14 protein-coding genes are annotated in these 12,968 nt (G+C 68.5%); 10 read left to right on the forward strand and 4 right to left on the reverse strand.

Going from position 1 to position 12,968, the window contains the following annotated elements; all coding sequences use genetic code 11:
* Positions 1 to 68: 68 nt before the first annotated feature.
* From J8I35_RS14315 to J8I35_RS14330, 4 genes are all read right to left on the reverse strand, one after another.
* On the reverse strand, positions 69 to 1,508 hold the full coding sequence (locus J8I35_RS14315; protein ID WP_124555694.1) for a DHA2 family efflux MFS transporter permease subunit: 1,440 nt from the start codon (positions 1,506 to 1,508) through the stop codon (positions 69 to 71).
* A 130-nt stretch (positions 1,509 to 1,638) separates the two neighbouring features.
* A complete protein-coding gene (locus tag J8I35_RS14320; RefSeq protein WP_209925813.1) occupies positions 1,639 to 2,370 on the reverse strand; it encodes a DsbA family oxidoreductase in 732 nt (243 codons plus the stop codon).
* Positions 2,371 to 2,551: 181 nt separating this feature from the next.
* Entirely contained in the window at positions 2,552 to 3,346 is a 795-nt protein-coding gene (locus J8I35_RS14325; protein ID WP_209925820.1) for a PAS domain-containing protein, read from the reverse strand.
* Positions 3,343 to 4,305, reverse strand: coding sequence for an ornithine cyclodeaminase family protein (locus J8I35_RS14330; RefSeq protein WP_209925821.1), 963 nt, complete (start codon positions 4,303 to 4,305; stop codon positions 3,343 to 3,345). Before J8I35_RS14330 ends, J8I35_RS14325 begins: the two co-directional genes overlap by 4 nt.
* A gap of 380 nt (positions 4,306 to 4,685) precedes the next feature.
* Here J8I35_RS14330 and J8I35_RS14335 point away from each other — a divergent pair, with 380 nt between their 5' ends.
* The 10 genes from J8I35_RS14335 (at position 4,686) to groL (ending at position 12,807) form a co-directional block, all read left to right on the forward strand.
* The gene (locus J8I35_RS14335) at positions 4,686 to 5,465 is read left to right on the forward strand and encodes an ABC transporter substrate-binding protein (protein ID WP_050011697.1); all 780 of its coding nucleotides are present in this window, start codon (positions 4,686 to 4,688) and stop codon (positions 5,463 to 5,465) included.
* Between the two features lie 67 nt (positions 5,466 to 5,532).
* The gene (locus J8I35_RS14340; protein ID WP_209925823.1) at positions 5,533 to 6,777 is read left to right on the forward strand and encodes an FAD-binding oxidoreductase; all 1,245 of its coding nucleotides are present in this window, start codon (positions 5,533 to 5,535) and stop codon (positions 6,775 to 6,777) included.
* A gap of 333 nt (positions 6,778 to 7,110) precedes the next feature.
* Positions 7,111 to 7,470: a hypothetical protein gene (locus J8I35_RS14345; protein WP_050011695.1), complete on the forward strand. Its 360-nt coding sequence runs from the start codon at positions 7,111 to 7,113 to the stop codon at positions 7,468 to 7,470.
* Positions 7,471 to 7,503: 33 nt separating this feature from the next.
* Positions 7,504 to 8,019, forward strand: a complete 516-nt coding sequence (locus J8I35_RS14350) for a sigma-70 family RNA polymerase sigma factor (RefSeq protein WP_089488204.1) — start codon at positions 7,504 to 7,506, stop codon at positions 8,017 to 8,019.
* Positions 8,016 to 8,798, forward strand: coding sequence for an anti-sigma factor (locus J8I35_RS14355; protein WP_124555700.1), 783 nt, complete (start codon positions 8,016 to 8,018; stop codon positions 8,796 to 8,798). The genes J8I35_RS14350 and J8I35_RS14355 overlap by 4 nt, the downstream gene beginning before the upstream one ends.
* 26 nt (positions 8,799 to 8,824) lie before the next feature.
* A complete protein-coding gene (locus J8I35_RS14360) occupies positions 8,825 to 9,247 on the forward strand; it encodes a quinol oxidase (RefSeq protein WP_209925824.1) in 423 nt (140 codons plus the stop codon).
* Positions 9,244 to 9,876, forward strand: coding sequence for a DUF1571 domain-containing protein (locus J8I35_RS14365; protein ID WP_209925825.1), 633 nt, complete (start codon positions 9,244 to 9,246; stop codon positions 9,874 to 9,876). The genes J8I35_RS14360 and J8I35_RS14365 overlap by 4 nt, the downstream gene beginning before the upstream one ends.
* A 44-nt stretch (positions 9,877 to 9,920) precedes the next feature.
* Complete coding sequence (locus tag J8I35_RS14370) at positions 9,921 to 10,433, forward strand: SRPBCC family protein (RefSeq protein WP_124555703.1); 513 nt, start codon at positions 9,921 to 9,923, stop codon at positions 10,431 to 10,433.
* A gap of 393 nt (positions 10,434 to 10,826) precedes the next feature.
* Complete coding sequence (gene groES, locus J8I35_RS14375; protein WP_004186661.1) at positions 10,827 to 11,120, forward strand: co-chaperone GroES; 294 nt, start codon at positions 10,827 to 10,829, stop codon at positions 11,118 to 11,120.
* A gap of 46 nt (positions 11,121 to 11,166) precedes the next feature.
* Positions 11,167 to 12,807 carry a chaperonin GroEL gene (gene groL, locus J8I35_RS14380; protein WP_006476740.1) on the forward strand — a complete coding sequence of 547 codons (1,641 nt, stop codon included), beginning with the start codon at positions 11,167 to 11,169 and terminating at the stop codon, positions 12,805 to 12,807.
* The last annotated feature ends 161 nt before the right edge of the window (positions 12,808 to 12,968 follow it).

Consider the following 12,968-nt stretch of genomic DNA (forward strand, 5'->3'; position numbering starts at 1 on the left):
GCGCGCATAAAAAGGGCGCGACAGTGCGCGCCCTGACTCGATGCCGGTTCCGGCCCGCCCATCGACGGTCAGTGCATCGCGGGCCCGGCACCTTCGACCGCGCGTGGCGGCCGGATGCGCAGCGCGAAACCGGTCAGCGCGGCCACGGCCGCAAACGCCGCGCCGAACGCGAAGGCCGCGTGGTAGCCGCCGTTCAGTGCGTCGAGCGGCGCCGCTTGCGCTGCCGCGAGCGCATCGGTGCGTGCGCCGGCGAGACTCGCGAGGACCGCGAGCCCGAGCGCGCCGCCCATCATGAACGCGGTGTTGACGATCCCCGACGCGAGCCCGGAATCGGCCGGATCGACGTCGTTCATCGCGGCGAGCAGCACCGGATTGAACGCGACGCCTGCACCAATGCCCAGCAGCGTCATGCCGGGCAGCACGTGCCACACGAAACCGCCGTCGACCGGCGCGCGCGAGAACAGCGCAAGGCCGCACGCCGCGATCAGCAGGCCGGCGGCGATCGGGCCGCGGATCCCGAAGCGCATCACGATCCGCGCCGACAGCCCGAGCGAGAACGCCGCCATGATCAGGTTCGCCGGCAGGAACGCGAGGCCGACCTGCAGCGGCCCGTAGCCGAGCACGCGCTGCATGTACAGCGCGGACAGGAAGAACCACGCGAACATCGCGGCCGCCCACAGCACGGCGATCGCGTTTGCGAGCGCGACGTTGCGCGCGGCGAACAGCGTAAGCGGCATCAGCGGGTGCGCGGCGCGCGACTCGATCGCGATGAACAGCGCGAGCAGCACGACGGCCGCGCCGATCAACGCGACGGTCTGCGTCGACAGCCAGCCGGCCTCGTTGCCGCCGACGATTCCGTAGACGGCCAGCATCAGCGATGCCGTCACCGTGATCGCGCCCGCCACGTCGAGCCGCGCGGTGCCGGCCGCCGCACGCGTGCGCGGCAGCAGCGCGGCGCACATCGCGTAGACCGCGACGCCGATCGGCAGGTTGACGAGGAAGATCCAGTGCCACGACAGCGAGCTCGTCAGCAGCCCGCCGAGCAGCACGCCGATGCTGCCGCCGCCCGCGCACACGAAGCCGTAGACGCCCATCGCGCGAGCGCGTTCGCCGGGCTCGGTGAACAGGTTCATGATCAGCGACAGCGAGACGGCCGACACGACCGCGCCGCCGAGCCCCTGCACCGCGCGCGCGGCGATCAGCATCGCCTGCGATTGCGCGAGCCCGCATGCGAGCGACGCGAGCGTGAACACGACGAGGCCCGCGAGAAACATGCGTCGCTGGCCGTACAGGTCGCCGAGCCGGCCGCCGAGCAGCAGGCAGCCGCCGAATGTCAGGAGGTATGCATTGACGACCCACACGAGGGCCGTTTCGGTGAAGTGGAGATCGGTGCTGATCGACGGCAGCGCAACGTTCACGATCGTGCTGTCGAGCACGATCATCAGCACGCCGAGGCAGAGCACGATCAGCGCGTACCAGCGCTTCTCGCCGTGAATCCCGTGGGTCATGGGCTCGCAGCCTTCTCGTTATATGGAAGGATGCATTGTAGATGCCACCGGCGCGGGCTTCCTGTCGGTTTGTGGCAGGAGCGTCGCGTAGTGGCGTGTGCGGCCCGGCGCGCGTGAAGCGGGATGCGCGTTACGCGCGCCCCGGCAATTCGCAGCCGTCGGGGCCGCAGGCGGCCGCGTCGCTGCCGTCGAGTTCGACGACGCCGTCGCGCCACGCGTGGTCGAGCGCTTGCGCGAACGCGTCGGCCGGCTGCGCGCCCGATACGGCGTAGCGGCCGCCGAATACGAACAGCGGCACGCCGCGCCCGCCGATCTGCGCGGCGCGCGCGATGTCGGCCTCGACTTCGTCGCGGTACGCGTCGCTGTGCAGCACCGCTTCGACGGCCGAGCGCTCGAGCCCGGCTTCGACCGCGAATTCGGTCAGCGCGGCATGATCGAACAGCGAGCCGTGCTCGCAGAAATACGCGCGATACAGGCGCTCGGTCAGCGCATGCGCGCGGCCCGACGCGTGCGCGAGCTTCACGAGCCGATGGCCGTCGAGCGTGTCGCCGACGAGCGTGCCGGGCAGGTCGTAGCGCAGCCCGACGCTCGCGGCCGCCTCGGTCACCTGGCGCAGCATCTGGTCGACCTGTGCGGGCGCCATCCGGTATTTGCCTGCGAGCATCGCCTCGACCGGCTCGACGGGCTGGCCGGGCATCAGCCGGTACGCGCGCAGCGCGACGTCGACGCGGTCGGCGTGCGCGAACGCGGCCAGCGCCTCGTCGAAACGGCGCTTGCCGATCCAGCACCATGGGCAGATCAGGTCGGACCAGATTTCGACGGTCAGGGTCGGGGGGGCGGTCGGGGCGGGAGCGGTCGTCATGGGTGGTCTGGGGCGGCAAAAAATGTAACTGCGACTATATCACTTTATGCTTCCGGGCTCCGTCGTCCGCAGGCCCGTGCGGAATCCGGGCCGCGCCCGCGCATCGCGAAGCCTGGACGCGGCATCGGCAGCCCGGTACCGGTGAACGGAGCGTGCCGTCATCACGCCCGCCGCATCGCGCTCAGGCGTCGCCCTGCGTTTCCTTCAGATGCTTCAGATGCTTGTAGACCGTCGCGCGCCCCATTCCGAGCACGTTCGCGACGTAGTTCGCCGCGCTCTTGCCGCGAAACGCGCCTTCCGCGTACAGCGCCTCGACGAGTTCGCGCCGATGCTCGCGCGTGAGCCCGTTCAGCCCGACCTGCCGCTCGCGCAGCCAGCCGTGCAGGAACGTATTGATGCGCTCCTGCCAGTCGTCGCGGAACAGCTCGTCGGGCTGCGCGACGACGCCCGCGCCCTTGATGAACAGGTCGAGCGTCGCGCGCACCTCGTCGAACACCGCGATGTTGAAGTTGATGCACATCATCCCGGCCGGGCGGGCTTCGTCGTCGAACAGCACGTTGCTCACGCAGCGCATCCGCCGGCCGTCCCAGTTCAGCTTCTCGTACGGGCCGATCACGCGCTCGCGCGCCGAATGATCGATTTCCTCGAGCGCGGAATCGTCGCCGACCTCGCGCTTCGACAGGTTGTTCGCCAGATACAGCACCGTCTGGTCGTGCAGGTCGTGGATCACGACTTCCGCGTACGGGAAGAACAGCGCGGCGATACCGTCGGCGATCGGCGCATAGCGGGTGAGCAGCAGGTCTTTGACGGGAGATTTCTTCTTGCGCATCGGTATCGCGATCTCGGGTGGGCGGGAGCCGGGCAGCGTGTCGGGCCGGCGGGCCGGCGCACCGTCGGCCGGCATGCCCGTGCGCCCGCGCGCGGCCGCCGCGGCGGTTGCGCCATTGTATCGGCCCCGCGCGCGCGGGGCGCTCATCCGCGCGTCAGATGCGTGTACAGCGCGTGCGCGATCGCGATGTCCTCGAGCCCGAGGCCGATCGAGCGGAAGAATGCGTGACGCGTGCGCGACGGCGCCGCGCAGGTGCCGGCGACGAGCGCGGGCAGGTCGCCGGCGATCCGGCCGGCATCCCAGCCGTGCTCGGCCGCCGCGATCTGCATCTCGCCGGCGCTCGCGGGCGTCGTGTGCCGGTAGTCGCAGTAGACGTCCATGTCCGGCAGCCACGCGGGCGGGATTTCGTGTGCGCGCGCGACGTTCGTGCTGATCGACGTGACGAGCGCGGCGCGCGTGAGCATCCCGTCGCCGAGCACGGGCGTGCCCGACGACGTGCACAGCATCGCCACGTCCGCGTCGCGTACGCACGCCTCGACGCTCGCCGCCGCGCGTGCGCGCGGGTCGAGCGCGGCGAGGCTCGCCTGCAGTGCCGTATCGCCGGCCAGCGCGGGCGAGTACACGCGGATCGTGTCCCAGTCGCGCAGCGCCGCCGTGTGCCGCAGGTGCGCGAGGCCGACCGCGCCCGCGCCGACGATCGCCAGATGACGCGCGTTGCGCGGCGCGAGGCAGTCGATCGCGAGCGCCGTCGTGCCGGCCGTGCGTTCGACGGTCAGCAGCCCGGCGTCGCACCACATCAGCGGCCGGCCGGTTTGCATCGACATCAATGCGGTCCATGCGGTGACGATGGGTTTGCCGCCTGTCACGACATACGGCGACAGCTTCGCGCCGAATACCTGCTGGTCGGCGAGCGCGCCGAGATACGTGATGAAGTCGCCGGCCTGGTCGGGAAACGGCGTGAGCGTCTGCGGCGGTTGCACCGCGCGCGCCGCGGCGAGCGACGCGAACATGCGGCGCAGCGTGCCGAGCACGTCGAGCGACGGCAGCGCCGCGCGCACCGCGGCTTCGTCGACGGTCAGCGGCAGGCTGGGGCGGGGTTGCGTCATCGGGACATCTCCGGTGCGGGCTGGACAGAAAGTCTCGAAAGACGGTGTCCGGCGGGGTTCGTTGTGGACTAAAAGTCTAATATAGACAAACGAAATCGGGATAATTTTTCTTTTCGAGACGTCGTGGCGGTGCTGGGATCATGAAAAACGCCACAGAATCAACGATGTTTTGGCTCGGGCGACGAAATTTCGGCGTCGAGCAACACGGCGATCTCCTCGTATCCCCTATAGTCTATAGTAGACTTTGAGTCTATATTTCACGTGCAGAGCCCGACACGTCGCCATGCGGCGGCCGCCTGCGCCGAATCCCGACCCGGCGTCCGACCGAGGGCGTCGTGCGACCGATCTTCATCGCCTCACTCCAGAACAGAAGGACCGTCATGAACTGGAAACTTTCCCTCTGCGCCGCTGCGGCGCTCGCGTGCGCGGCCGTCACGGCCCATGCGGAACAGACCACGTTGCGCTTCGGGATCGAAGCCGCCTATCCGCCGTTCGAGAGCAAGACGCCGGCCGGTCAGCTGCAGGGTTTCGACGTCGACGTCGGCAATGCGGTGTGCGCGAAGCTGAACATGAAGTGCGTGTGGGTCGAGAACGCGTTCGACGGGCTGATCCCGGCGCTGCAGGCGCGCAAGTTCGACGCGATCAACTCGGCGATGAACATCACCGCGAAGCGCAAGCAAAGCATCGACTTCACGCCGGCGATCTACGTGGTGCCGATCGTGATGGTCGCGAAGCACGGCTCGCCGCTGAAGCCCGACGTCGCGAGCCTGCGCGGCAAGCACGTCGGCGTGCTGCAGGGCTCGTCGCAGGAGGATTTCCTGAAGGCGCACTGGGCCAATGCGGGCGTGGACGTCGTGTCGTACCCGGATCAGGACCAGATCTACGCCGATCTCGTCGCGGGTCGTCTCGACGCGGCCGTGCAGGAAGCGCAGACTGCGCAGGACGGCTTCCTCGACAAGCCGGCCGGCCGCGACTACCGGATCGTCGGCGAGCCGCTGAAGGATCCGGCGACGCTCGGCGAAGGCACCGGCTTCGGGATGCGCAAGAACGACAAGGCGCTGCAGGCGAAGATCGTCGGTGCGCTCGATGCGCTGAAGAAGGACGGCACGCTGAGCGCGCTGTCGCAGAAGTACTTCAAGCGCGACATCATCGCGAAGTAAGCGCCGCCGCGTGCCGCCCGCCGGGCCGGCGCGCGGCGCATCCCATCTCGACGCAGTGCGGGGGACCATGGATTTCGACGTCATCGTTCTGGGGGCCGGCATCGTCGGCGTGTCGTCGGCGCTGCATCTGCAGGATCGCGGGCTGCGCGTCGCGCTCGTCGACCGGCGCGCGCCCGGCGAGGAAACCAGCCACGGCAATGCGGGGCTGATCGAGCGCTCGTCGGTCGTGCCGTATGCGTTTCCGCGCCGGCTCGGCACGCTGCTGCGCTACGCGCGCAACCGTTCGGTCGATCTCTATTGGGATTACCGCGCGCTACCTGCGTATGCGGGCTGGCTCGCGCGCTTCTGGCGCGAATCGTCGCCGCAGCGGCTCGCGGCCGCCGCGCGCGACCTGCTGCCGCTCGTCGCGGCGAGCGTCGTCGAGCACGATGCGCTGCTCGCACGCACCGACGCGCAGCCGCTCGTGCACGACGGCGGATGGATCGAGGCGTTCCGTTCACCGGGGCTGTTCGACGCGGAAGCGCGCGCGCAGCAGCAGGTCGCCGCCGCGCACGGGTTGCGGATGACCGTGCTCGACGCGCATGCGCTGTGCGCGCGAGAGCCCGGTATCGGCGACGCCTTCTGCGGCGCCTTCCACTGGCAGGATCCGAAGACCGTGTCGAGCCCGGGCGGGCTGACCAAGGCCTATGCGCGGCTGTTCGAGCGCGACGGCGGCACGTTCGTGCACGGCGACGCGACGACGCTCGTGCAGGTCGATGACGGCTGGCAGGTCCGATCCGAACACGGGCCGATCTCGGCGCGCTCGGCCGTGGTCGCGCTCGGGCCGTGGTCCGATCAGGTGTTCGCGCCGCTCGGCTACCGGATTCCGCTGCGCGCGAAGCGCGGCTATCACATGCATTACCGGCCGACGCGCACGCCGCTGAACGTGCCCGTGTGCGATACCGAGGCCGGTTTCGTCGTCGCGCCGATGGAAGGCGGCCGCCTGCGGCTGACGACGGGCGTCGAGATCGCGCCGCGTGATGCGCCGCCGACCGGCGTGCAACTCGCGCGCGCCGAACCGCTGGCGCGCGACGCGTTCGGCATCGGCGAGCGGCTCGATCCGGAACCGTGGCTCGGGATGCGGCCGTGCACGCCCGACATGCGTCCGGTGATCGGGCCCGCGCCGCGCCATCGCCATTTGTGGTTCGCGTTCGGCCACTGCCATCACGGGCTCACGCTTGGGCCCGCGACCGGCCGCCTGCTCGCCGAAATGATGACGGGCGCGCCGACCTATATCGATCCCCATCCGTACCGGCCCGCCCGTTTCAGTTGAACCGGCCGCGCGCAGTTGCGGCGTCGGTCGCCGGCACGCGCCGATGGCAATGCGCGTATTTCACGGTTTTTCGTTCTGCTGCCCGGGTGGTCGAAATCCGCGCCGTCGAAAATGATCTGCCAATCGACAAGAAAGACATTCAGGCTTCCCGCGTGCTTTCGTCGCATGAATGATCGCCGCCACTCGTCGCGCCGCCGCATGGAATAACCGGCCGCCGCCGTCCGTTTACATACCGAGTTCCGGCACAGCCGGCCGGCGGGATAATGATCGCGACGCAGCCGATCGTCCCGTTCGGCGGCACCGTGTCGCGACACGACGCCAAGGAGAACGGGAATGAAACGGATGCTCTTCGCTGCCGCGCTGACGGTGGCGATCGTGCGGCCGGCGGCCGCGGAACCGCCCCAGGTCGGCGACGGGAAACTGGTCGACGAAGCGCACATGACGCTGTACGTGTTCGATCGCGATGCGCCGGGCAAGAGCATGTGCGACGGCACATGCGCAGCGAACTGGCCGCCCGCGCTCGCCGACGCGTACGACAGGGCGTCGGGCGCGCTGAGCCTCGTCGCCCGCGACGACGGCAAAAAGCAATGGGCATACCGCGGCCGCCCGCTGTATCGCTGGAAGATGGACCGCAAGGCCGGCGACGCGAGCGGCGATGGAATCGGCGGCATGTGGCACGTCGCGCGGCCGTGACCGTGACCGCGCGGCGACGCGCGAGGCGCCCCGATGAGCTATGAATCGGACCTGCTGGTATGGCTTCCGCATCTCACGCGCTATGCGCGTGCGCTGACGGGCGAGCGCGCGTGGGCCGACGATCTCGTGCAGGACACGCTCGAGCGTGCGCTGAACCGGCCGCCGCGCGACGGCGGCAACCTGCGCGCATGGTTACTGACGCTGCTGCGGCACCGCTTCATCGACCAGTTGCGCGCGCGGCACGAGATCGCGGTCGACGACGCGACGGCACCGTGGCAGACGATGGCCGCGCCGGCCGGCGAGGTCGGCGGGCTGGAGTTGCGCGACGTGCAGCGTGCGCTGTACCGGCTGCCGGTCGAACAGCGCGAGGTGCTGCTGCTGGTCGCGCTGGAGGAGTTGAGCTATCGCGATGCCGCGCAGGTGCTCGGCGTGCCGGTGGGCACGGTGATGTCGCGGCTCGCGCGGGCGCGCGCGCAGATGCGCGCGTTGCTGTCGGACGCGCCGTCGACGCACGGCACGGCCACGTTACGGGTGATCGGGAAGCCATGATGGACGATCCGCGCAAGCCTTCGAACGAGCAGGGAGACGATGCGTCGGCGCAACTGCTGTCCGCGCTGCTGGACGGCGAACTGTCCGGGCACGAGCGGCGCGAGGTGCTCGCGCGCCTGCAGGCCGATCCGCAGGAAGCCGAACGATTCGCGCATTACCGCGCGCAGCGCGATGCGCTGAAGGCGCTGTTCCCGCTGCCGGGCGCGGCGCCCGCGTTGTTCGTGCAGCGCCGCGCGCCGCGCTGGCGCGCGGTCGCGCATGCGTTCGCGGGGCTGGCGGCCGGGCTGCTGATCGGTGTCGCGCTGCATGCGGGCTGGGCGGCATTCGGCCGCGAACCGGCGTTCGCCGCGCGCGCCGATGTCGCCTACGCGGTGTACGCGGCCGACCGCGAGCATCCGGTGGAAGTCGGCGCGAACGATCCCGAGCGTCTCGCCGCGTGGTTGTCGGCGCGCGTCGGCCGGCCGGTGCGCGCGCCGTCGCTCGACGAATACGGTTACGCGCTGCTGGGCGGCCGGTTGCTGCCCGGCGACGCGGGGCCGGCCGCGCAGCTCATGTACCAGCGCGCGGACGGTGCGCGCGTGACGCTGTACATGACCGCATACGATGCGCGGCGTCTCGCGCCGCACGCGCTGTCGGCGAACGGCCGCTACACGTATTTCTGGTCGGATCGCGGCATGGGTTATGCGCTGTCCGGCCGTGGCGACGAACGGCGTCTGCGCGAGCTCGCGATCGACGCATGCGGTGCGCTGGGCGGGCCGACCGACGCGTGGAAGGGCTGACGCGCGGCGCCCGCAGGGAGCAGGCGATGAAGACGGCGATGATGAAGGGGTTGGTGCTGACGGCGGTCGTCGCGGGCACGATGCTTGCGCGAGCGCAGGGCGACGCGCCCGTGCGCGTGCCGGTCGATGCCGATGGCGTGCAGCGCGTGACGATCGTCGGCGGCAGCTATTTCTTCCGGCCGAACCACGTGATCGTCCGCGCGCACGTGCCGGTCGAGCTGACCGTATCGGCCGAGCCCGGCGTGGTGCCGCACAGCTTCGAGATCGACGCGCCGCCGCAGGCGGGCGTCGCGGTGCATACCGAGCTCGGCACCACGCCGAGAACGTTTCGTATCACGCCGCAGCAGCCGGGGCGATTCGCCTACTATTGCACGCACCGGCTGCTGTTTTTCAGCAGCCATCGCGAGCGCGGGATGGAAGGCGTGCTCGAAGTCGAGGCGGCGCCGTGATCGCCGCGTTGCTGGCCGCGAGCCTGATAGGAGCGAGCATGACCGCCGATCCCGTGACCGTCGCGCAGGCGCATTTCGACCACGTCCGCTCGTACCGCGCGACGATCCGCTCGTCGGCGCGCGACGGCGAGCGCACCGAAATCCGCTACGCGTACCTGAAACCGGGCTTCGTCCGGATGGATTTCGTGTCGCCGCATCGCGGCGCGGTGCTCGCGTACGATCCCGGCGACGGCAAGGTCAGGCTGCGCCCGTTCGGCACGCATGCGCCGCCCGCGCTGACGCTGTCGCCGTCCAATCCGCTCGTGCGCGACCGCACCGGCCACCGGGTCGACCGCTCGGACGTCGGCGAACTGTTGCGCAACGTGCATGCGCTGCAGCAGGGCGGTGCGACGGTGACCGAAGGCGAGGAGGCCGTCGGCGGCCGGACCGCGCAGCGCGTGCTGGTCACCGGCGCACCCGCGCACGCGATCGACGGCGTGCATCGCTACCGGTTGTGGCTCGACGCCGCGGACGGCTTTCCGCTAAAGGTCGTCAGCTATGCGGGCGACGACGAGGTGCCGCTCGAAACCGTGACGCTCGACGACGTGGAGATCGACGTCGCGTTTCCCGAGCGTTTCTTCGCGCCCTGACGGCGCGCCGATCCGCGTTCCTGAACGCGCATGCCGGAGGCTGCATGGCGGAGTACCGGTTTTCGACGACCTGGCGGGTGGATGCGCCGCTCGCGGCGGTCTGGGACGCGATCTACCAGGTCGATCGCTGGCCCGACTGGTGGAAGGGCGCCGTGCGCACCGTCGAGCTCGAGCCGGGCGACGCGCGCGGCGTCGGCGCGTTACACCGGTATACGTGGAAGGGGGCGCTGCCGTACCGGCTGACCTTCGATATGCGCGTGCGGCGCGTCGAGCGGCCGCATGCGCTCGAAGGCCATGCGAGCGGTGCGATCGAGGGCGACGGCTGCTGGTCGTTCGCCGCCGACGGCGCGCGCACCGTCGTGCGCTACGACTGGCACATCCGCACGCACGGCTGGATGAACTGGCTGGAGCCGCTCGCGCGGTCGCTGTTCCGGTGGAACCACGACGTCGTGATGCGCGAAGGCGCGAAGGGGCTCGCGCGGCGGCTGGGCGCGACCGTCGAGACGGACGGCCGGACCTTCCGGCCGTTGTCCGGCGCGGACTGCGCCGACGCGTGAAATCGGCCCGGCGACGCCGGCGAGCGAGCACGGCGCGGCAGACGAAATCGGCGTCCGCGCGGTTTTTTCGATGCGATGTCACCGGTCCCGGCAACTCCGGGCTTACCCGGTGTCCAAACGGGGCTGGATGGGATCAGCGGGCCGCATGGGCCCGTCTGTCGGGGCGGTTTCATTCGACATGGCTTTGTTTTAAAAGGGGTTTTTGTTGTTTTCGTGGGTTTTTCCCGCCGCGTCGCCGCCCCGAAAATTCCTCCGGTTTCCCTTCTTGAATTTGTCAAAACCCGTCCATATAATTAGCACTCGCTGCACGAGAGTGCTAACAATTCTCTGCCGGGCGCCAAGCCGGGCAGTTTCCCTAAGCGTTCTTCAATCTCAGTCAAGAGAGGAGTGAATATGAACCTTCGTCCTTTGCACGATCGCGTGATCGTCAAGCGCCTGGATCAGGAAACCAAGACCGCCTCGGGCATCGTGATCCCCGACGCCGCTGCTGAAAAGCCGGATCAGGGCGAAGTCCTGGCCATCGGCCCGGGCAAGCGCGACGACAAGGGCGCCCCGATCGCGCTCGACGTGAAGGTCGGCGATCGTGTCCTGTTCGGCAAGTACGCAGGTCAGACCGTGAAGGTCGACGGCCAGGAACTGCTGGTCATGCGCGAAGAAGACATCATGGCCGTGGTCAACGCCAAGTAAGCGTCCTCCGACGGTACATATTCCCAAGAATTCAAGGAGTTAGAAGATGGCAGCTAAAGACGTCGTATTCGGCGATTCCGCCCGTTCGAAGATGGTCGAAGGCGTGAACATTCTCGCCAACGCAGTCAAGGTCACGCTGGGTCCGAAGGGCCGCAACGTCGTGCTCGAGCGCAGCTTCGGCGGCCCGACGGTCACCAAGGACGGTGTGTCGGTCGCGAAGGAAATCGAGCTGAAGGACAAGCTCCAGAACATGGGCGCGCAAATGGTCAAGGAAGTCGCTTCCAAGACCAGCGACAACGCAGGCGACGGCACGACGACGGCAACCGTCCTCGCGCAATCGATCGTTCGCGAAGGCATGAAGTACGTCGCATCGGGCATGAACCCGATGGACCTGAAGCGCGGCATCGACAAGGCAGTCGCAGCGGCTGTCGAAGAGCTGAAGAAGATCAGCAAGCCGTGCACGACCAACAAGGAAATCGCACAGGTCGGCTCGATCTCGGCGAACAGCGACTCGTCGATCGGCGATCGCATCGCTGAAGCGATGGACAAGGTCGGCAAGGAAGGCGTGATCACCGTCGAAGACGGCAAGTCGCTGGCCGACGAGCTCGACGTCGTCGAAGGCATGCAATTCGACCGCGGCTACCTGTCGCCGTACTTCATCAACAACCCGGACAAGCAAGTCGCCGTCCTCGACAACCCGTTCGTGCTGCTGCACGACAAGAAGGTGTCGAACATCCGTGATCTGCTGCCGGTGCTCGAGCAAGTCGCGAAGGCTGGCCGTCCGCTGCTGATCATCGCTGAAGACGTCGAAGGCGAGGCACTGGCCACGCTGGTCGTCAACAACATCCGCGGCATCCTGAAGACCGTTGCGGTCAAGGCGCCGGGCTTCGGCGATCGTCGCAAGGCAATGCTGGAAGACATCGCGATCCTGACCGGCGGTCAAGTCGTCGCGGAAGAAACCGGCCTGACGCTCGAGAAGGCAACGCTGGCAGAACTGGGCCAGGCGAAGCGCATCGAAGTGGGCAAGGAAAACACGACGATCATCGACGGCGCAGGCGAAGCCGTGAACATCGAAGCACGCGTGAAGCAAGTGCGCGCGCAAATCGAAGAAGCGACGTCGGACTACGACCGTGAAAAGCTGCAAGAGCGCGTGGCCAAGCTGGCAGGCGGCGTTGCAGTGATCAAGGTCGGTGCTGCGACCGAAGTCGAAATGAAGGAAAAGAAGGCACGTGTCGAAGACGCACTGCACGCGACGCGCGCAGCTGTGGAAGAAGGCATCGTTGCAGGTGGCGGCGTTGCGCTGATCCGCGCACGCACCGCGATCGCAGGCCTGACCGGCGCGAACGCCGACCAGAACGCCGGCATCAAGATCGTGCTGCGCGCAATGGAAGAGCCGCTGCGCCAGATCGTCACGAACGGCGGCGAAGAAGCCAGCGTCGTCGTGGCGGCGGTTGCTGCAGGCAAGGGCAACTACGGCTACAACGCAGCAACGGGCGAGTACGTCGACATGGTTGAAGCCGGCGTCGTCGACCCGACCAAGGTCACGCGCACCGCACTGCAGAACGCAGCTTCGGTTGCAGGCCTGCTGCTGACGACGGACGCAGCTGTCGCAGAACTGCCGAAGGAAGATGCACCGATGCCGGGCGGCATGCCGGGCGGCATGGGCGGCATGGGCATGGACATGTAATCGACTTCGGTCGATTGTCCGGAGCGCGCAGCGATGCGCGTTCCAGCCAAAAGAAAAGACCCGCAGCGATGCGGGTTTTTTTTATGGTGCGCCCAGCATGGGCGCACTCCTGCGGGTGCAAGTCCCGCCGTAAGCTGGTCACTGCGAACGAAGTGAAGCGC

It is taken from the genome of Burkholderia sp. CpTa8-5, from assembly GCF_017815045.1.
In the GTDB taxonomy this organism is placed as follows: domain Bacteria; phylum Pseudomonadota; class Gammaproteobacteria; order Burkholderiales; family Burkholderiaceae; genus Burkholderia; species Burkholderia sola.